The sequence below is a fragment of the Pseudomonas sp. RIT-562 genome (genome assembly GCF_026241895.1).
Lineage (GTDB): Bacteria > Pseudomonadota > Gammaproteobacteria > Pseudomonadales > Pseudomonadaceae > Aquipseudomonas > Aquipseudomonas mandelii_F.
The window spans coordinates 100,541-120,287 of sequence record NZ_JAPJIV010000013.1 but is presented as its reverse complement, the minus strand read 5'-3'; the positions used below and the strand labels follow the sequence as shown (position 1 = coordinate 120,287).

At 57.9% G+C, this 19,747-nt stretch carries 11 protein-coding genes; 9 read left to right on the top strand and 2 right to left on the bottom strand.

Features of this window, described 5'->3' with window-relative positions; translation table 11 throughout:
- Window positions 1-74 precede the first annotated feature (74 nt).
- The 5 genes from ORL50_RS17135 (at window position 75) to ORL50_RS17115 (ending at window position 6,428) form a co-directional block, all read left to right on the top strand.
- A complete protein-coding gene (locus tag ORL50_RS17135) occupies window positions 75-2,597 on the top strand; it encodes a TcfC E-set like domain-containing protein (RefSeq protein ID WP_266016639.1) in 2,523 nt (840 codons plus the stop codon).
- Window positions 2,598-2,636: 39 nt separating this feature from the next.
- Window positions 2,637-3,377 (top strand): molecular chaperone, encoded by a 741-nt coding sequence (locus ORL50_RS17130; RefSeq protein ID WP_266016637.1) that lies wholly within the window; start codon window positions 2,637-2,639, stop codon window positions 3,375-3,377.
- A 15-nt stretch (window positions 3,378-3,392) separates the two neighbouring features.
- Window positions 3,393-3,902, top strand: coding sequence for a CS1 type fimbrial major subunit (locus ORL50_RS17125; protein ID WP_266016636.1), 510 nt, complete (start codon window positions 3,393-3,395; stop codon window positions 3,900-3,902).
- Window positions 3,899-5,161, top strand: a complete 1,263-nt coding sequence (locus ORL50_RS17120; protein ID WP_266016635.1) for a hypothetical protein — start codon at window positions 3,899-3,901, stop codon at window positions 5,159-5,161. Before ORL50_RS17125 ends, ORL50_RS17120 begins: the two co-directional genes overlap by 4 nt.
- A gap of 136 nt (window positions 5,162-5,297) precedes the next feature.
- Window positions 5,298-6,428, top strand: a complete 1,131-nt coding sequence (locus tag ORL50_RS17115) for a hypothetical protein (RefSeq protein WP_266016634.1) — start codon at window positions 5,298-5,300, stop codon at window positions 6,426-6,428.
- A gap of 44 nt (window positions 6,429-6,472) precedes the next feature.
- On the opposite strand, the gene ORL50_RS17110 is transcribed toward ORL50_RS17115, so the two are convergent.
- Both ORL50_RS17110 and ORL50_RS17105 read right to left on the bottom strand, forming a co-directional pair.
- Window positions 6,473-11,533 carry an NEL-type E3 ubiquitin ligase domain-containing protein gene (locus ORL50_RS17110; RefSeq protein ID WP_266016632.1) on the bottom strand — a complete coding sequence of 1,687 codons (5,061 nt, stop codon included), beginning with the start codon at window positions 11,531-11,533 and terminating at the stop codon, window positions 6,473-6,475.
- Between the two features lie 159 nt (window positions 11,534-11,692).
- Complete coding sequence (locus ORL50_RS17105) at window positions 11,693-14,803, bottom strand: transglycosylase domain-containing protein (RefSeq protein ID WP_266016631.1); 3,111 nt, start codon at window positions 14,801-14,803, stop codon at window positions 11,693-11,695.
- 533 nt (window positions 14,804-15,336) lie between these two features.
- Here ORL50_RS17105 and ORL50_RS17100 point away from each other — a divergent pair.
- The 4 genes from ORL50_RS17100 (at window position 15,337) to ORL50_RS17085 (ending at window position 19,746) form a co-directional block, all read left to right on the top strand.
- Window positions 15,337-16,758, top strand: a complete 1,422-nt coding sequence (locus ORL50_RS17100) for an amino acid permease (RefSeq protein ID WP_266016630.1) — start codon at window positions 15,337-15,339, stop codon at window positions 16,756-16,758.
- Between the two features lie 166 nt (window positions 16,759-16,924).
- Window positions 16,925-17,299 (top strand): GtrA family protein, encoded by a 375-nt coding sequence (locus tag ORL50_RS17095; RefSeq protein WP_266016629.1) that lies wholly within the window; start codon window positions 16,925-16,927, stop codon window positions 17,297-17,299.
- A complete protein-coding gene (locus ORL50_RS17090) occupies window positions 17,296-18,237 on the top strand; it encodes a glycosyltransferase family 2 protein (protein WP_266016628.1) in 942 nt (313 codons plus the stop codon). The genes ORL50_RS17095 and ORL50_RS17090 overlap by 4 nt, the downstream gene beginning before the upstream one ends.
- Window positions 18,238-19,746 carry a glucosyltransferase domain-containing protein gene (locus ORL50_RS17085; RefSeq protein WP_266016627.1) on the top strand — a complete coding sequence of 503 codons (1,509 nt, stop codon included), beginning with the start codon at window positions 18,238-18,240 and terminating at the stop codon, window positions 19,744-19,746.
- The last annotated feature ends 1 nt before the right edge of the window (window position 19,747 follow it).

Sequence of the window (19,747 nt, the reverse complement as noted above, 5' to 3'; positions counted from 1 at the left end):
GGCCAGACCGACCGGCAGTTGAGTAATCACCTGCCGGTCGGGTTTACCGAATTTACCCAAAGAGTATTTCGTTCATGTTCCCGATGACGCCCATCGCGACGGCGCTTGCCCTTATTTTCTGCACAACGGCACTTGCCGCGCCTATGGAAAATGGCCATACACCCCGCAGTTTGTTGGCGCAGGCCAAAGGGTTGCCGAGCGAATTCGAAGAGCACTTCTTCGATGTACCGCTGGCGGTGCGTGTGGAACTTGACCAACAGTTTCTTGGTGAGGCGATGGTCGTGTTGACTCGCGATGACCGCCTCACCCTAGTTGACTTCGCCGATATCAGCGACAGCACGATCAAACCCAGTGAGCGCGAGATCTGGGCCCACTACCTGCAACAGGGCGTCGCTTTGGGTGCCTGCCAGGCGAAATGCCCCGAGCAACTATTGGCTGTTCACTACAGCCTGGAAAACTCCCTGGTATCGATCGCCACGCAGAACGCCGAGCGTGATGATCAGCTGCAGCGTTACTACAGGCTGCCGGAAAACGGCAGCACCGGGTTGATCGTACGCAACCAGTTGAATCTCAATGGCGGTCAAAACCAGGACCTTGGCGGGCGCTATGGCCTTGAGGCCAGTAGCAGCCTGGGCAACTGGACTCAAGCGGTCAACATTCAACTGTCACGACTCGGTGGCCTGGATAATCAGCTTTATCACTCGGTGAATGAGCTCTACACCCAGCGCGAACTCGAGGGCAGTTTTCTGCGCCTGGGTTTGTTCACGCCCTCGTCCGAAGGGCTGACCCGCCAACCGCGTACTTTCGGCACCACCCCCGACAGCGCGGTGGGCGTCATGTATGGCAGTTCCGACAGCCTGGCGATCAACAACCCGAAACCGGCGGTCTATCCGATTTATGTCACGGCCAATCGTCAAGGCTCGGTCGAAATCTACCGCGACGGTTTACTGATCAATACCCAGGCGATACCCGCCGGGTTGCAGACCCTCGATACCCGGCCGCTGCCGGGCGGGATCTACGAAGTCGAAGTGCGCCTGATCGAAGACGGCCAAATTACCTCCAGCACTCAGGAGCTGGTCTACAAACCGAATAACTGGCGCAATCACGAAGATCGCTGGCGCTACAACCTGTTTGCCGGTCGTGAGTCCAAAGTGCTCAGCAACTGGGATGAGCAGGATGATGGAGACGTGACCGCCGGTGCGGCGCTCAACTTCCTGCTGCACCCACGCGTCATCCTGGGGTTGAGCGGGCGACAGGTGCGCGACTCGCTGCAGTACGGCACTTCGGTTGATTGGACGATCGTCAACAATGCCAGTGTCTACGCCAACGTCTATCAGACCGAAGACTACGGCACCGGGCTCGATGTACAGGGCCTCTACTCCTATGGCAGCGGCAGCATTGTCGCCAGCCATAACCGCAGCTGGCTCGACACCACCCGGCTGTACGAGACCTTGCCCGACGGCACGCGCGTGCGGCAGCGCAATGTGTTTGTCGGCCAGACCAGCAATTCTTCGCTGTCGATCAACCACCGCCTTACGAGCAAAAACTCGGTCAATGCCCGGGTTTCCCACAGTGAAGGTAATACCAACGGCACCGGCGTGGATCTTGGCTGGACCCAGCGCACTCAACTGTTTGGCAGTGACGCCAATTGGCGACTGTCGCTGTTCGACCGGCCGGGCAGTGTCAGCTCGGGGGACGATCGCAACCGCGGTATCGACTTGAGTGTGAACGTCGCCTTGGGCGGCGTCGGCGAACAGATTTCCGCAAGCATCGGCTCACGCACTGCTCGTGAGGGCGGTCGGGATAACAATGCCTCGATCAGCTACCGCAAAACCCTTCAGGACCATGTGCTGCAAAGCGTCTCCGCCACGGCCATCACCGATACCTACGGCGTCGGGTTGAATGCCATGGCCACCATGAGTACCGACCTGGTTAACGGCGACGGTTTTATCCAGCGTTCGTCCTATAACAACGATTTGACCGGCGGGCTGAACCTCGACAGCACCGTGGCCGTTGGCGGGCAGAAGATGGTGATGACCAGCCAGTACCACCGCAACGGTGCGGGGATGATCATCGACGTCGAATCGGACATCGAAGACATCGCCCTGCGTGCTGATGATCTGAGCGGCGGCAGCGCGGTACTCAAGCCCGGGCGCAATTTCGTGCCGCTCACGGCGTACAAAAGCAGCTCCGTCAGTTTTGATTTCGAAGGCAATCACGTCCCGGCCGCGACCATTCAGCCCGCCCGTTCCAGCTATCACCTGAACAAGGGCGGCGTGGAATACCGGCAGGTCAAAGTGATGCGAACCCTCACCGTGCTGGGCCGCCTGATCGACCCTCAGGGCAACCCGCTCAAGGGCCACCACATTATCAATCACGCCAGTCGCGGCGTGAGTGAGGTGGACGGCTTCTTCTCCATGGAAATGAACGCCGGCTCCCCAACCCTGGAAGTGCGACATGGCAATCAATTGCTGTGCCAGTTCCGTCTGGATACCAGCAGAGGCCGTACTGAAAACAATGTGTTGATGATCGGTGATTTGCGTTGCACGCCGGACACCTTGGCAGACGCGAATCTTATGGCTCCGACGGCGGGCTGATCGCCCGGTCATACGCAATTAATCGATGAGGTAAAGACGATGAAACGTCTCTTGGCAGTACTTGGTTTTAGTTTGTTCACCCAGACGGCGTACGCCGGCCCGAGCATCAATATAGGCACCGTGTATGACTATCTGGACGGGGAAAAAAGTACGTACCTGAAACGAGTCTTCAATGGTGGCGACAGCACTGCATTCGTCAAGGTCAATATCCTCGAGATCCTCTATGAAGCAGACGGCACTGCGCGCGAAGTGCCGGTCCAGTCCCAGGCCGACGGCAATGCCCGCGATGGACTGATGGCCAGCCCCGCCCGGCTGATCGTGCCGGCGAACGGCATGCAGGGCACGCGCCTGCTGTACATGGGCGAGCGCGACCGGGAACGCTATTTCCGTGTGCGCTTTGTCCCGGTGGTGCCAGAGAAAGAAGATGAGTTCGCGGTGTCCAGCGAAGAGCGCGAAGGCTACAAAAAAGAGCTGTCCGCAGGAGTGACCGTGCTCGCCGGTTACGGCGCCGTGTTTTTCGTGCGGCCTAAAGATGCTCGCTACGACAGCGTGATCGAGAACGAACCGGGCCATTACCGGATTCGCAACAACGGCAACACCGTGGTGGTGATCGATGAGTTCAAGGATTGCTCGATCAAAAGCGAGCAGGACTGCCAGCCGACCACCAAACACCACATTCTCGCGGGCCGCACGTTCCAGTTCGAGAAGCAGGGCGGCCGGCAGTACAACTTCAGGCTGGTCGAAGGCGAAGGCAGCAAAATACTCGATGTAAAGGGGTAACTCCGGGTGATGAGCATGTTCCAGAAACTGACGGTTGGACTTTTGTCGAGCGCTGCAGTGTTGGCAGTTTCTTCGGTCTTCGCCGCCCGCGAGGTGCATCACTTCGAGGTGTTTGTGACGATTCCGACCCAGGCGTTTTATGTCATTGCGTCCGACCCTGGCTGGATTCATCGTGAGCAGCGGCTGCCGTGGAACCTGGCTTCGTCGACGCTGGGTAGCTTGCGTAAACACTTCGATGTGAAAAACCAGGCCGGCTCTATCGAGGCGAGGCTTGAAGGGCGGCCGTACCTGTCCAACGGCACCGACGCCCATGACATTCGTTTGCAGGTTTCGTTTAACGGCCTGGTATTGAGCGAGGCAGAAAATACAGAAGTGGTTTCCATGAGCGATGCCGCAATGGGCAAACGCGTCTTGCTGGAAATCGTACCAATGCCGCCCCCGGACGGGCTTTACAAACCCGGCAATTATTTCGGCAGCGTCAACATGATCTTCAATGCCGTGCTCCCGGAAGGCAGGATGGAATGAACCCTTCAATGGCATTCGTTCGAAGCGGGCGTCGTCGTATCGCCACGCTTTTTTTACTGGTGATCTGCTGGCCGATTGCATCGGCTGAAGAGGTCTCGATTCAAGCCTCGTTCAAACCGGACTCCGGCAACCCGCAGCGCAATAAATTCATCAACGACACGCCTTCCAGCGGTTATTGCGCGAGCAACCCCAGTGAGTGTCGGGACAATGAGATGTTCAGTCTGCAGGTGCCGATCCAGTTCGACTCCAATGGGCCAATTCTGGCCAACCATGTCTCTGTTCGTCAGGGCGCCATGTTCAAAGTCCCGACACAATGGCGGGACTTATCGGTGGTGCATGAAGCCACCGGTGAAGCGGAAACGGTGAGGGTTCGCATTGCCGGATTGGGGTCCAAGTATGTGACTGAAGACATCATGAAACTGGTCGGCCCTACTGAGACTTATCGAGATGCGCATTGGAAATTATGGGGCGTGACCTGGGTCAACCCGCCGGCGCCGTGTGTTTATAGCGGTATAGGGTGGATATGGACCAACGCCTATAGTTTTTTCTGGAAGACGCCCGCTGACGGGGTTTGTTCGCGGCAGGCCCAGTTCGAGATTCCCTGGCTGCGTTACGACAACCTCGACTTCGCGTACGAACTGGAGACGCCCAACCCGTTGGGCATGTCTTCGGGCAAATATTTCGGACAGTTGACATACAGGCTCGGTCCGAATGCCGATTTTGATATGGGCGACGTGATGATCCCCAACAAATCGGAACTGACCCTCAACTTCACCTTGGACGTGAAACACACGCTCAAAGTCGATATTCCCCCGGGTGGCAACCAGGTCGAACTGGTGCCCCAGGGTGGCTGGCAAGCCTGGCTGCAGCAGGGCCGAAAGCCGACGCGATTGTTCCGGGATCAAACATTCAATATCTCGGCGAGTTCGCGTTTCAAGATGAACCTGGAATGCCAATACAGCCAGGACGGCAAAACCTGTTCGTTACGCGAGCCTGAATCAGGCGATGTGGTGCCACTGAAGATCAGCGTCAGTCTTCCCCATGGCTTGACCGACGGTGGTGGTCAAGCCGTCAGCCGCCGTCAACTTCTGCGAGATGGGAGCGGTACCGAACTGTTCCAGCCGGGTATTTATGTGGACCGTAAACCGGGAACGCTGCATTTCGAAATCCCCGCCGATGCAGTGCCCGAGATGATCCACACGGGAACAAAACGGCAGTACTCGGGCAATGTGACGGTGATCTGGGATTCGGAAGTTTAGAGACGGTGAAGGGGAAGAAAACATGGAGTGCAATGTGCGAGACACACAAGCAATAAGGACGTTGAGGGCCCGAGGTGCATCGGTGTTGGCGGGGTTGTTTTCGAGCGCTTTTGCCTCGTCGGCCGGTGCGGTGACTATGGATATGACGGCCGTGTTCAGGCCTGATTCGGCAAACCCCATGAAAAATGCCTTTAAAAACACCACACCGCCCGGCGGCTACTGCAAGGATCATCCCGAGTACTGCGAGAACGGGGTTTTCAGTATCGCATTGCCGATTCGCTTCCGAGCCATCGCGCCCATTGCCGCGATGCATGATGAACGACAAGGCGCCATGGTCCGGGTGCCCTCGTCCTGGAGAGATGTTTCGGTCACTCACGAAGAAACCGGTGAAGTCGAGACGGTAAGTATGCGTGTAACAGGTGTCGGGGCGGCCTACACCATCAAGGACCCGCTGCCGGAAGGTGTTTGGCAAAGTTCGTGGGTGAACGCCCCCTTTCCTTGTCAATATGGTGGAGTGGGTTACGGCCATGCCAAGTATTACGCTTTTTTCTGGCGGGTGCCGGCGGACGCGGGCGTGTGCGCCAAACAGGCACAGAAGGATATCCCCCAGGACCTTCAATTTGCTTACGAAAACGCCGGCTTTTCCTATGAGCTGATCACGCCCAACCCGCTCAAGATGTCGACTGGTACATACCGCGGTGTATTGAACTACGGCGTAGGGCCGCATCGGGATTTCGACATGGGCGATGTCATGTTGCCCGATGACGACTTGATCACCCTGAACTTCACCCTGAACGTCGAACATACCCTGAAAGTGGATATTCCCCCCGGCGGCAATCGCGTAGAACTGGCCCCTTTGGGGGGCTGGCAAGCCTGGCTGGCCCAGGGACGTAAACCGACGCGACTGTTCCGGGATCAGACCTTCAATATTGCCGCGTCGGGCCGTTTCAAGATGAAACTGCAATGTTCCGTGTACTCGGGGCAAGGCTGTGGGTTGAAGGATTCCGTCACCGGACGAAACGCGTCGATTAACACCAGCGTAAGCCTTCCCCATGGCTTGACGGATACTGGCGGGCAACCCGTCAACCGCCGGCTATTAAAATGGGCTGAAGACCAAATTTTTCAGCCGGGCTTTTATGTAGACCGCAAACCGGGAACGCTGCACTTTGAAATACTGCCGAGCCACGTGGATGACATGATCCAATCGGGACAGTCCCGGCATTACTCAGGCAACGTGACGGTAATCTGGGATTCGGAAGTGGGGTGAGTGCATGTCCCCTGAAGGTCTCCAGACCTTCAGGGGACTGTGAATCAATTGTTTTCGGCCCTTTGCAGCGCTTCACGGGTCAACACTCGGTTCAGTTCTTTGCGTTCGTAACCGATGTCGTTCAGCAAACCCTCATAGACCTCTTCCGTCATTTCTTCTTCGGTAACCACCACACTTTCCGCGACGTTGAGTTGGCGGGCGAGGTCTTGCAGCCTCTGTTTGAGCACTCGCCTTTGTTGAATGACCAAGCCCTTTGAGCCCACCCAGGCGCGTTGAGCTTCACGTAACTCATCGAGCACGTTGGCCTTGCGGTCAAACAGCCGGGCATTGCGCGCAAACTCATTGGGAAAAGTGTCGCGCAAGTATTTCTCCCAGAACGGTTGTTCGATCATGTCGTTGATCAAACCGTCACCGGCCTCCATCGAGATGACCGTGTCATAGGCTTCATCGATGGCCCGGTTGCTCACCCCGGCCGTGAGGCGAAAAAGCATTTGTTCGGATTGCCACGGTAAACCGAGGCGTTGTGCCAGGCCGGTTTCGTAGGCGAGGTAGACTTCGACCTCTTCAGGTTCATTCGGTCGGCTTTGGTAGTCAGCCCGCGCGATATCATCGACCCGCGCCAGACGTGCAGCGCCTTTGGCCAAAGTTACCAGTTTGTTCTCAAGGATCTTGTTGGAGGTCGACAAGGCATACGCTTCGCGCGCAATCACCTTGATCCCCATGTGATTGAACACCTGCGCCCCCGCGTCGGCGCAGGTGGTGGGTGAAGTGGCCATTTCGAACAAGTCCTTGCGCAGCTCGCTGTCCAGGTCGATTGCCTCGATCATTCGCCACACCCGCTTGCTGAGCTGTTTTTTTGCTTCACCGCCTGCGGTGTAGTCGGCCGAGAGGGTCTGTTTCTGGATCAGTTGGAAGAAGCCTTTGGACTCGGGCTCCATCATCAGGTCATGCCACGCTTCTTCTCTGTAGGTTCCCAGCCCGGATGCCTCAGGACTCCACCATTGGGAGTCGTCGTCCATCGGCCACCGGGCAATCGCATTATCGGCGGCGTCGGTATAGAGCTGTGTGGGTTTTATACCCACAGACTTTCTGTAGTCTTCGTAAACGATCCGGTTTTTCACCGAAAGGTCCCTTTCGAAGAGACGGGTTCGCGCCACGATAAAGGCGTCATCTGAGCCCCGAACGACTGTCGGTAGCTCGTTGAGGGGGTTTTGCTGCAGGTCCAGGAAAAAGCCACGTGGTCGACGCTTTTTGAAGAGCCCTTCAGGCCAGGTGGTTGCTCCGGTGTTGCTCAAACTCAGAACTCTCAATTTAGGCATACGCTCCACATTCGGCAGCATCCCCAACGACGGGTTGTCATCGAGCCTGAGCGTTTCCAGATGGGTCAGGTTCCTCAAGAGTTCGACACTGGACGAGTTCAGCTCGATCACGTTGTCTACCAGGCGCAGTGTTCGCAGGAAATGCATCTTGCCAATGCTTTTCGGTAGCTCAGTCAGGCCGCAATCCCTCGCACTCAGTTGGCGAAGATGGGGGAAGTCTTTCAGCATTCTGTCGCTAGGTGCGGAGTAGCTCATGCGGTCCAGATTCAAGGTGGTGACCTGATCGATAAAGGGTTTGAGTTCAGGCAGCTTTATCCACCAGTATTCAATGTCATATCGAGCCAACTCCGATGACAAATCAAGCGCATACCCTCCTTCAAGGGTGGTACTGCGCTCGCCGAAGACGGTCGGTTTTCTTTGGAAACATTCCACGAGCCGTTCGGCAATGTGCAGGCCACCTTTGTCTCTGAAACTGTTGGCGCCCGGCCCCCAGGCATCAGGTTGCTGGTAGCGCCATTTATTGAGGATCACCTGAAGTGCGTCCAGTTCACGGTCCAGTCGACGGAGTGTCAGCAGCGCTTCGTTTTCCGTACCCAGGGAGCGAACAAAGGTACTGATTTCTCGTTCGTTCAAGTGGGGATACAGCTCACTGGTTCTTTCTTCCAGGGTTCTGGCCCTGATCGAAAGCGCAGGGCCGCGCAACAGCAGCGCGGTGTCGGGGTCGGCAATCAGGCGGATGGGCGGTTCTGCCAGGACGGTTCGACGCTCGGCGGGGGGGGCGGTTTTTTCCATGATCCATTGCTTGAGTTTGCGCCCCTCACCCGTGCGGTAACCCAGCGCCTTGAGCTTTTCTGCGGGCAGCGTTTGCAAGATCGCCTGAAAGAATCCTTGCGCTTCACGGGCGTTTTGGTCGCCGTGAACCTCGTATTGCGCGAACTCATCCCTGACCAGTGTGCGAACGGTCCCGGCGTCTGCTTCGCCAACGCTGCAACGCAGAGGGCCGTCAAGGGTGCCCTCTCGGACGTCAACACGTAGATCGTTGAACGCATCGGTGTATATCCTGAGCGTATTCAGGGCCAGGCGTTCGGTATCGGCATTGAGCATTGCGTCATCATAGAACCCTTCGTAAGCATGGCTGGTTCGCGCCTCGAACGCCCATTCCCGAGCCTGATTTTTCAAGCGCAAAGGCAGGCGTTGTTCTTGGGTCATGCGTTCGAGTTCGGCGGCACTGGCGTGGCCCAACAGTGTTTGCGCAGCACGGGACGGCAGTTCGGGGAAGGTGTCACGGACCTGACGGACTCGTGAGTTTCCTGAAGTTTCACCCGCCTGATATTGCTGGTTGAAGATGTCCGTCTTCAGCTTGTCCGCTTCGTCGCCCAGCCTGTTGCGCAGTTCCTGCACTTGTTCGCCTTGGGGCATCTGTCGACCGAGCAGGGTCGTGAGTTCTTCGTCGTCAAGGAAGTCGGCGATGCTCTGCGGCCATTCTGCGCTCATGACATGGGAAAGGTCGGTGGACAGGGTTTGCTCAGCGCTCGCTTGCGGGTTTCCATAGTGGCGAAAACGCCCGGTCTTACTGGCGCTTTCATACACCTTCAATGCCTTGTCGGCGGGCCATCCTTCCAGATAGGTGGGAAGCGGTTCGAACCAGTAAGAGGAGGGGGGAAGGGCCTGGCCAGTACGAATCAGCTCGCCCGCTTGTTGGGCTTCCTTGAACAGCTTGAAGCGGTTCAGGCTGTCGTCCAGCAACGGCGGCGGCGCCGCATTGTCGACGTACATTCTGCGCAGGGCATTGTCTTCGGTGCCGCTGACCGCGCGCACTTGTTCAAGGTCGGCGTCACTCAAGTCCGCCACGGTATGGCCCAGGCGGCGCATCAGGGTCGGGCTGTCCCAACTGCGCGGGTTTTCGGCTTCATGAGTCCAGGCGCCGCGATCATTATGTTTCAACTCGGGCAGATAGGCGTCGGAGCGTTGTGGATGCTTGATGCGATAGTTGCCCGTTTTTGCATCTTGCTGCACCGCGTAATGTTTTTTATCCAGCGACAGTATGTCCTGACCTTTGTGTGAGTGCAGGCCCTGCTGATTGGGGCGCGAGTCGCTCGGTAACTTCAGGTTCGGCTGCTCGTAGGGCTTGAGATCGGGGTGCCACAGGCGTTGCTGGCCGTTGGGCAACTCCACCGGTTTCATGCCCTCGATCAGCGTCGAGAGTTTCAGGCGAGCGAGGCTGCCAATTTTTACACCTGCAGCAAACGCCGCCAGTTGGGCGATATCGTTGACGACGGCAAGCACATGTTCAAGGCCCTCGGTCCACAGGCCTTCGGCCAGATACACGACCGACTCGATGACATCGTTGGCGATTTGATAAGCGGTGTACACCATCATCAATTCACCGAGTCCCGGAACAAAGGGGGTCAAGACCATCAGCGCGACGTTGAAGATGTCCGAGACTATTTTCTTGAAGTTATCCCACCAGGCCCAACGGGCGTTGCTGTCGGTATCGGCGGTGGACACGGCAATGTGTCGGCCGTCATTGAGAATCTTGTTGAGCTTTTGCTGGAAGAGATGCTCCCAGAGATCGCCAGCTAATGGTGTAACGCTGAATTGCAACTTGGGGTTGGTCACCGGGGTTTCGCGCCACGACGGACGTTGATCCAGCGGCTCTTTCTGATGCCATTGCACCTTGAACAGACGTTCCTGGAGCCCAGCGAAAAAGTGTCCTCGTTGTTGTTGATCGACGAACCGGCTGAAGAACTGGCGGTAGGTCATCTGCGCCGATTCGATGAAGGCGTCTTCTCGCAGTTGGCGGGTCAACTCATTCAGAAAGTCGGTCACCGAGGCATATTCTTTCAGTGGATGCTCGGGGTCACCGGGGATGTAAGCGATCAACCCTTCGATCCTGTGGGCGCTCTCCAGGTCCGGCGCAATCAGCACAATCCCGGTCAGCGAGGTGTCCATGATCGACAGCTCGGCGAACTTCACCTTATGGCCTTTGAGGGTGAGGTAATGCTGCCCGTCTAGCATGGCCAGTACCAGGTCTCGGGCATTGCGATCGATGTCTTTGGTCAGGAAGGCCAGGTGTGCCGCAGCCACGAATGCCGCTTTTTCGTTGTCGATGACTTTGCGATGCAACGCGGATTTGGCGACCGCATCACGCGGCAGAAGGTTGCTTTCAAGGTACCGGGTATACCGGGCGCCGATGTCCAGTTCGCGACACAAGGTCTGAAACTGGGCGATGGACATTTTGCGTTTGATCGGCTTGATATCGAACAACCCTCGCTCATCGGGCTGGCTGATGAAGTCGGAGTCGGGTTCGCAGGTTTCGGAAGTTGCAAAGTTATGCAGGGCCGCCTCCAATAACGAAACGGTTCGGGTGGTGACGCCGCCGGTGATATTAAGCGTGTACCAAGGGCGGTCCTTGGGCAGGTAAAGATGCAGGTACGTGGTCTTTACATCATCCTCGACATCGTATTGTTTTTTCAGGGCAGCGCTCAACAAAGGTTCGGCGAATGCATATATATCTTGTAGCTCATCAAACATTCGATCCAAGGCGCTGTGTGCTGACCAGAGTTGCAGGTTGGCCGCTTGTAGCAGGTCATGATTGAAGTGTGAGGTTGGCATTACCCACTGCGCGGGGCGTATCTTTACAGCGGCCAGTTCCTGGACGCTGCGCAGCGAGGCATTTTTAAACACCGGGTTGATTCGGCTTTTGATGAGGTCGTAATGACGCCCCTTGTTGTCGGGCGCATCCGTGGCCTGGCGAGTGGTTTTACGTCCTTGTAATTCAGACATTGTTTTATGAACCTTGAGCATTATTGGAAGCGTTAGCCTAACTTCCGTGGCTCAAAGTAAAAGTCTGAATATTCACTGTTGAAGAGCGGGTTGCGCTTACAAAGCATTTGAATTTTTCATGTCGAAAATAATTAAGTACCACCTCTTTTATTCTGTTTATCAGCGGCGTGCGACCTCCACCGGCAGACAACCGGTGTGACTTCCCGGCTGCAGATACGGCGTCAGAATCGGTGCCATGCCCTTGAGCACCTGCACCGGCAGCGCCGAAGTGAATTTGAAGGCTTCGGCGGTACGTCCCGGAACAAAGGCGGTCAGGGTGCCGAAGTGGTTGTCGCCGATGAAGAACACGAAGGTTGCCGTGCGGTTTATCGACTTCGAACTGAGAATTCGCCCGCCGGAGCCGATGGCTTCGATGCGGTTATCCCCCGTCCCGGTCTTGCCGCCCATGGCCAGGGGTTTGCCATCGGGCAGGGTGAAACTGCCGGAAACCCGTTTGGCGGTACCGGCGTCGACTACTTGCGACAAGGCTTCGCGCATTGCAGTCGCCACTTCCGACGGCATCACCCGTTTGCCGACGTCCGGGTCGTTGATCAATTTGGTCTCGTACGGCGTATTCGCCGCGAAGTGCAGGCTATCGATGCGCAGCGTCGGCATGCGCACGCCATCGTTGAGGATGGTGCCGATCAACTCGGCGAGGGCAGCCGGGCGGTCGCCGGAGCTGCCGATCGCGGTGGCCAGCGAGGGCACCAGGTGATCGAATGGATAGCCGACTTTCTGCCAGCGTTGATGGATGTCGAGGAAGGCCTCGATTTCCAGCATGGTGCGGATACGACTGTCGCGCGCGCCTTTGTGCCGGCTCTTGAACAGCCAGCTGTAGACTTCCTGGCGCTCGAACTGGCTGGCCTTGACGATCTGGCTGAACTTGGCGTCCGGGTTGTTCAGCAGATAACCCATCAGCCACAGGTCGAGGGGATGGACCTTGGCGATGAAGCCCTGGTCGGGCAGGTCATAAGCACCGGGCCGATAGTTTTCATACAGCCGTTCAAGGCGCTCGTCGGTCAGCTTCTCCGTGAGCTTGGCGCCCTTGAGGTGCGAGCGCACGAAAGTGTTGAAGCTTTCCTGACTGGCTTGCGGCAGCAGGTAGCGATGCACTGCGGCCATGCGGATTGGCGTCGGCCGCATGCCGTCGAGGAAGGTTTCGAGCCGCGCCTGGGTGTCCTTGTTCTTGTACTTTTTCCAGAATTTGAGCAGAAACGAGGTGCCTTCGCGATCGGCGAAACCGGCCAGGTATTCCTGGCGCCTGGGATCGCGGTCGTCCTTGAGCAACTCAGCGCTGTTGTTCGGGCCGGAGTAGGTGGTGTAGCGCACCAGGTCGCGCATCAGCCGAATAAATGGCAGGTTGATCGACTCGCGCAGAGCGTCGCGCAGGGTCGGCAGGCGCCCGTTGTCTTCCTTGCGGAAGTTGTTGAAGGTGTGCAACCCGCCACCGGTGAAAAAGGCTTCGCCGGGGCTGGCGGAGTATTTGCGGTCAAGGGCGGCACCGAGCATGGTTTGCAAGTTGCGGTCTTTGTTCTGGACCAGGTAGTCGATGGCCCAGCGGCTCAGGCGATCCTGATCGGGCACTTCGACTTTCTTCAGCTCCGGGACGGTCATGGCGGCATATTTATCGTGCAGCTCGGCGATGATTTGCAGGTAAGTAGTCATCACCCGCATCTTCGCGGTTGAACCCAGTTCCAGCTTGCTGCCTTCGTTGATGTCGAATGGCTGGTCGGTGCTGTCGGTCTGGACCCGCACCCGCGAGCCGTCCGGGGTCAGTTCGAACAGGGTGAAGCTGTAGCGGACCTGGGCGGTGCTGGTCGGGGTCAGCAGGCGCTCGCCCATCAAGCCGATTTGCGTGGCGAACACCGGGTCGGCCAGGTGCTTGAGGTACTCGGTGGCCTGGTTTTGCAGGTCGCCTTGCAGGGTGCTGGTGGCCGACAGGTCCAACCGGTCGAGATCGTACAGCGGACGGTTGAGCAGGCCGCCGAGGCGACTGCGGGCGACACTGATGCCCTTGTTGGTTTCGATCGGCTGGAGGGTGGGCTGCGTGGCCCAGTCACGGTAGGTGACCTTGCTGGCCAGTGCCGCCGCCGACAGCTGCGCGTCGATCACGCCGTTTTGCGCCAGCAACCGGATGTGGCTGTCGGTGAGGCTGGCCAGTTCATCGCGGCCTTTGGTCAGGTAGTGGGAGGGGCGACGCTGAGCGATCATCAACGACAACATTTCCCGCAGCGCCAGGCCTTTTTCTGCCAGGCTCTTGGGGTCTGTTTGCGTGCTGGCCAGGCGTTCATTGGCCTGGTTGAAATCGGCGCCATACCAGACGCGCAAACCCTCCGCCATGCCGTGCACTTCGCCGTGCCCGGGCACGGCGGACAGCGGCACGCTGTTGAGATAATCGCGCACCACATTTTGCCGGGCGACCAAGGTGTCCGGCCCAGCCTGGTACGCGCGGACGGTGGCTGAAATCATCTGGCGGATTTTCTCGGCACCGGAACTTGTCAGGCCGTCGGGCGAATGCCGATATTTCTCCAGCTGAGTCGCCAGGGTACTGCCGCCCGCCGACTGGCCGGGCATGTGCAGCAACTTGGCAACTTGCGACCACGCGGCCATGCCGAACCGCGGCCAATCCACCGCTGGATTGGCCTGGGGCTGGCGCGGGTCGAGCAGGAATCGGTTTTCGATAAACAGCAGGCTGCTCACCACCACTGGCGGTATGGCAGCAAAGCTTGAGTACAACTGTTGCGGGTACTTGTACTGGTAAAGCGGCTCTGCCCGGCAGTCGGTGATCGACAGACCCGCCTGGATTTTCTCCGCATAAGGCACGAAAAACCCTTTGCCGGTGTAGTCCATCAGCGCCTCGGAAAAGCGCGTTTGCGATTTGACCACGTAATCGCGCTTGATCAGGCGCGGCAGAAACTCACCCAGAGAGCTGTACCCCAATCGCAGGTCGAAGGGGCCCGCACCGGGGTAGTGGATTGAATCGCTTGGGCCCGGTTGCAGCTGGTAATCGAGGGTCGCGGCAAACTTGCTGACTTCGCGGGACTGGAATTTTGAAGTGCGCATTTCCTTGGCGGCAGCCAAACCGACGACTATCGCGATAATCAGCAACAACAACCAGAAAGCCTTCCACCCGTGCCTGGAGCGACGGGGTTTTTCAGGTGACGGCGCTTCATCCACAGCTTCAGTCTGGACCACGGTTTTACTCGAATCGGTTTGCCATAAAGCGCCCATAGTCGACTGATCCATTCACGCAGATTGATCGGACTTGACTGAAGCTTAGTCGGTGGTTGGCGATGGTGAAAAAATTGTCGAGGCAGTTGTCGCCTATTTTCCGAATCCGTGTAGCAGCGTGGGAGCAAAGCTTGCTCGCGATTACGGTTTATCAGTCACCATCGACGTTGAATGTCAGTACCCAATCGCGAGCAAGCTTTGCTCCCACGGTTCGGTAGATGGGTCGCGATGACGATGCACCAATGTTGTGCAATAATCCGCGCCGTTTTAACGGCGACAATTCCTACAAGAGCCAGGTAATGCCCCTCCGCAAACCGGGCTTTTCCCGAGAGTTCTCGCTGAATGTTGTGGTTTATAGAGTGAAAAACCCTGTAAGAAGCTTTTTATACTGCACGCCCCGCTGATCTTGGAGGTTTTGCCCTGCAAGACGGTTCTGCCCACGAAGCAGGTCCGGTTTCAGGCAAGCGATGGCGACCCGCCCGCGCTTGGCTACTCGGTGGTCATATCCAATAACAAGACGAGGTTGTACCCCCATGCCAGTCGGCAATCACCTGCCCCACGGCGAGACCCCTTCGGGTGGTCCGCTTAAACGCGAACTCGGCGAACGGCATATTCGCTTGATGGCGCTCGGTGCCTGTATCGGCGTCGGTCTGTTCCTAGGTTCGGCCAAGGCCATCGAAATGGCTGGCCCGGCGATCATGCTTTCCTACATCATCGGCGGTCTGGCGATCCTGGTGATCATGCGCGCTCTTGGCGAGATGGCCGTGCATAACCCGGTCGCTGGTTCCTTCAGCCGCTACGCGCAAGACTACCTTGGCCCATTGGCGGGCTTTCTCACTGGCTGGAACTACTGGTTCCTGTGGCTGGTGACCTGCGTTGCGGAAATCACCGCAGTGGCGGTGTACATGGGCGTGTGGTTCCCCGATGTGCCGCGCTGGATCTGGGCGCTGGCTGCCCTGATCAGCATGGGCTCGATCAACCTGATCGCCGTGAAAGCCTTCGGTGAATTCGAATTCTGGTTCGCCCTGATCAAGATCGTCACCATCATTGCCATGGTGATCGGCGGTATCGGCGTGATCGCCTTCGGCTTCGGCAACGACGGCGTGGCGTTGGGGATTTCCAATCTCTGGGCGCACGGTGGCTTCATGCCCAATGGCGTGCAGGGCGTGTTGATGTCCCTGCAGATGGTGATGTTCGCCTACCTCGGTGTCGAGATGATCGGCCTCACCGCCGGTGAAGCGAAAAACCCGCAGAAGACCATCCCTAATGCGATTGGCTCGGTGTTCTGGCGCATCCTGCTGTTCTACGTCGGCGCACTCTTTGTGATCCTGTCGATCTACCCGTGGAACGAAATTGGTACCCAGGGCAGCCCGTTCGTGATGACCTTCGAGCGCCTGGGGATCAAGACCGCCGCCGGTATCATCAACTTCGTGGTGATCACTGCTGCGCTGTCGTCCTGCAACGGTGGCATCTTCAGCACCGGCCGCATGCTCTACAGCCTGGCGCAAAATGGCCAGGCCCCGGCCGGTTTCGCCAAGACCTCAAACAACGGCGTACCGCGTCGTGCGTTGCTGCTGTCGATCGGCGCCTTGCTGCTGGGCGTGTTGCTCAACTATCTGGTGCCTGAGAAGGTATTCGTCTGGGTGACCGCGATTGCCACCTTCGGCGCGATCTGGACCTGGGTGATGATCCTGCTGGCCCAGCTCAAATTCCGCAAAGGCCTGAGCGCCAGCGAACGTGCCGGGCTGAAATACAAGATGTGGCTGTTCCCGGTCAGCTCCTACCTGGCGCTGGCGTTCCTGGTACTGGTGGTCGGCCTCATGGCTTACTTCCCGGACACCCGCGTGGCGCTGTATGTCGGCCCGGCCTTCCTGGTGCTGCTGACGGTATTGTTCTACGTGTTCAAGTTGCAGCCGACCAACGTAACCCAAGGTGCGGTGCGTTCGGCTCAGTAACGGGCCTCGTTGAACGTATAAAAAAACCCGGCTTAGATGGCCGGGTTTTTTTATGTCGAAATTTACCGCCCGTCAGAAACACACCCCCGCCTGTGATTTCTGACAGTCGACAAGCTCAAATGCATATGAACTGAAGGCGACAGTTGTCAGCAATGGGTGGGGCGCCATGAGACGTTTGTGGAAAGGAATGTCCAGCTACACGGTGATCGGGGTCGCGAATACGCTGATCCATTGGCAGATCTTTTTCCTGCTGAGCGTGGCGGCTGACTGCAGCCAGGCCATCAGCAATTTCGTGGCGTTCTGTGTCGCTGCCTCTTTCTCTTTCTACATGAACGCGCAATTCACCTTCGACGGCAAAACCTCGGTCGCTAACTACGCGTTGTTTCTGGGCACGATGGGCGCCTTGAGCCTTGGGGTGGGGCATTTGGCGGACGTCTGGCGCCTGCATGGCCTGCTCACGGTCTGCCTGTTTTCCGCGTTAAGCCTGGTGCTGGGGTTCCTGTTCTCCAAGTACGTGGTGTTTCGTGAGCGTGGGCTATGAAAATCTCGCTGATTGTCCCGGTGTTCAATGAAGAGCAGGCAATCGATCTGTTTTATCAGGCTGTGCGGCGTGAATTGAAGCTCGACCAGACGCAGGTCGAAATTGTGTTTATCAACGATGGCAGCACCGACCGGACGGCTGAGCGGGCCGCTGCGCTCGCACAGGTCGACGATCAGGTCATGCTGATCAATTTCTCGCGTAATTTCGGCAAGGAGCCTGCGCTGTTCGCCGGCCTCGAACACGCCACCGGCGATGCGGTAATTCCCATGGACGTTGATCTGCAAGACCCGATCAGCGTCATTCCATTGCTGATCGAGCAGTGGTTGAAAGGCGCCGATGTGGTGCTTGCCAAGCGCCGCGATCGCAGCGCCGACAGCTATATGAAACGCCACAGCGCGACGCTTTTCTATCATCTGCTCAATCGTATTTCCTACACCCGCATCGAAGAAAATGTCGGCGATTTCCGGCTGATGGATCGCAAGGTCGTCGACGTGATTCGTGCGCTGCCAGAGCATCAGCTGTTCATGAAAGGCGTGCTGTCCTGGGCCGGTTTCAACACCGTGGTGGTGGAGTATGAGCGCGCTTCGCGGGTGGCCGGCAGCAGCAAATTCAACGGCTGGAAACTATGGAACCTGGCGCTGGAGGGGGTGACCTCGTTCAGTACCGTGCCGCTGCGCCTGTGGACCTATATCGGTGGCGCCATTTCGATTTTTGCCGTGTTATATGCGGTCTACATGGTGCTGGACAAGATCTTCTTCGGTAACAGCGTGCCGGGTTACCCCTCGCTGATGACCGCCATTCTGTTTCTCGGGGGCGTGCAGCTGATCGGCATCGGCATCCTCGGCGAGTACGTAGGTCGCATCTACATCGAGGCCAAGCATCGCCCGCGGTACGTGATCAAGGACATCGTTGGCGCCAGGCAGGGGCGTGGTCTTTAAATGGGCCGCTGGCGTGACGCTCTGACTCGGGAACTGGGGCGACGCCAGGTGTGGCGGTTATTCCTAGTGGCGACGCTGGTGTATGCGCTGCCGCTGATCCTCGCCGACTACCGCTACATCGATGACAACTGGCGCGCGTTGTCGGGCGGTACGGAATGGGCAGGGCAGGGACGCTTGTTCACTGATCTGTTCTACAACCTGCTGACCTTCAGCCACGCCGCGCCGAATATCTTCCCCTTGCCACTGTTGCTCGCTGCGCTGGCCATGACTTGGGCGTTGACCAGCCTGACGTTTCACTACTGGCGCGAGCCCACGGTTGCCAATTGCCTGGTGGTGTTGCCGCTGTGGTACAACCCGTTTTTCCTGCAGAACCTGTCTTATCAATACGACGGCCCCGCCATGGCGTTGAGCATGGTGGCAGTCATTTATGCGATCAGTTTTCGCCACCCCTCGCGCATCCTGCAATGGCTGGTGCCGGCCGCTCTTGTAGCGCTGGGGTTGGGGCTGTATCAGGTCAGCTTCAATGTGTTCCTCGGCTTGTGCTGCCTTGAAGTCCTGAGGGCTGCCAGTGACCAGCTGGAATGGCCGCAATGGCGCGACCTGATGGGTTGGAAAATCGCCCAGGCGACCCTCGGTGCCTTGATCTACAGCGTCACTGCCTATCCGTTTACCCAGCACAATCGCACCCTGTTGTTAAATCTGGACGCCGACCCCTGGCTGCAGCTACTGATCAATATTGGCCGGGTGTTGGAGAAAGTGCAGCTGCTGTTTCATGGTGGCTTCAGCTGGGTGTTCGCCGGGTTGCTGCTGTGTGCGGTAGCGGGGGCGGTGCGGTTGGGACGGGAAATTTACCGGCGTCCGGACAGCGCAGCGAAACGCCTGGTGGTTGGCCTGGTTTGCCTGCTGACGTTGCCCCTTGTGACCCTGCTGGTATCGGGCATGGCCTTGTTCTTTCGCGACTTCAACGAAGGCGCCAGAACCCTGATGGGGTTCGCCGTGCTGCTGGTGCTGTTGTTCTACCTCAGCCACCTGGCATTGGCGCGGCTGCACCGGCATCTGCCGCTGCTGCTGGCGTTGCCACTGCTGGCGATGCTGTCGCTGTCCTACGCCTACGGCAGGGTGCTGACTGTACAGAAAGCCTTCACCGCCAATGCGCTGGCCAGCCTCGAACACGACATCAACGCCCATCGCCAGCTGCGCGAAGCCAAGCGCATCTACCTGTCAGTGACCTATTCCGACTACTGGCTGACCGCTGCCGCAGGTTCGTTCAGACAGATGCCGGTACTGCATTACCTCCTCAACATCGACTTCTACATGCTGGCCGAGAACCTGCCGAGCGTGGGCATTACCAACGTGGTCGCCGAAAAGGAACGACGCAATGCCACGCGCGTGGGGTACCAGGACTACCCGGCGTTGGTGGACAGCCAGTACTACCGGATTTACCTGATCGGCGATTACGGGTTTATCGTCATCAAGGAGCCGCGACCGATCAAGGCTTTGCGTTGGTAGC

Bases quoted from the DNA above. Each gene is read 5' to 3' on its own strand.
- ORL50_RS17105 (WP_266016631.1), bottom strand. From the start codon at position 14,803: ATGGGCGCTTTATGGCAAACCGATTCGAGTAAAACCGTGGTCCAGACT.
- ORL50_RS17095 (WP_266016629.1), top strand. From the start codon at position 16,925: ATGAGACGTTTGTGGAAAGGAATGTCCAGCTACACGGTGATCGGGGTC.
- ORL50_RS17115 (WP_266016634.1), top strand. From the start codon at position 5,298: ATGGATATGACGGCCGTGTTCAGGCCTGATTCGGCAAACCCCATGAAA.
- ORL50_RS17085 (WP_266016627.1), top strand. From the start codon at position 18,238: ATGGGCCGCTGGCGTGACGCTCTGACTCGGGAACTGGGGCGACGCCAG.
- ORL50_RS17110 (WP_266016632.1), bottom strand. From the start codon at position 11,533: ATGTCTGAATTACAAGGACGTAAAACCACTCGCCAGGCCACGGATGCG.
- ORL50_RS17130 (WP_266016637.1), top strand. From the start codon at position 2,637: ATGAAACGTCTCTTGGCAGTACTTGGTTTTAGTTTGTTCACCCAGACG.
- ORL50_RS17125 (WP_266016636.1), top strand. From the start codon at position 3,393: ATGTTCCAGAAACTGACGGTTGGACTTTTGTCGAGCGCTGCAGTGTTG.
- ORL50_RS17090 (WP_266016628.1), top strand. From the start codon at position 17,296: ATGAAAATCTCGCTGATTGTCCCGGTGTTCAATGAAGAGCAGGCAATC.
- ORL50_RS17135 (WP_266016639.1), top strand. From the start codon at position 75: ATGTTCCCGATGACGCCCATCGCGACGGCGCTTGCCCTTATTTTCTGC.
- ORL50_RS17100 (WP_266016630.1), top strand. From the start codon at position 15,337: ATGCCAGTCGGCAATCACCTGCCCCACGGCGAGACCCCTTCGGGTGGT.
- ORL50_RS17120 (WP_266016635.1), top strand. From the start codon at position 3,899: ATGAACCCTTCAATGGCATTCGTTCGAAGCGGGCGTCGTCGTATCGCC.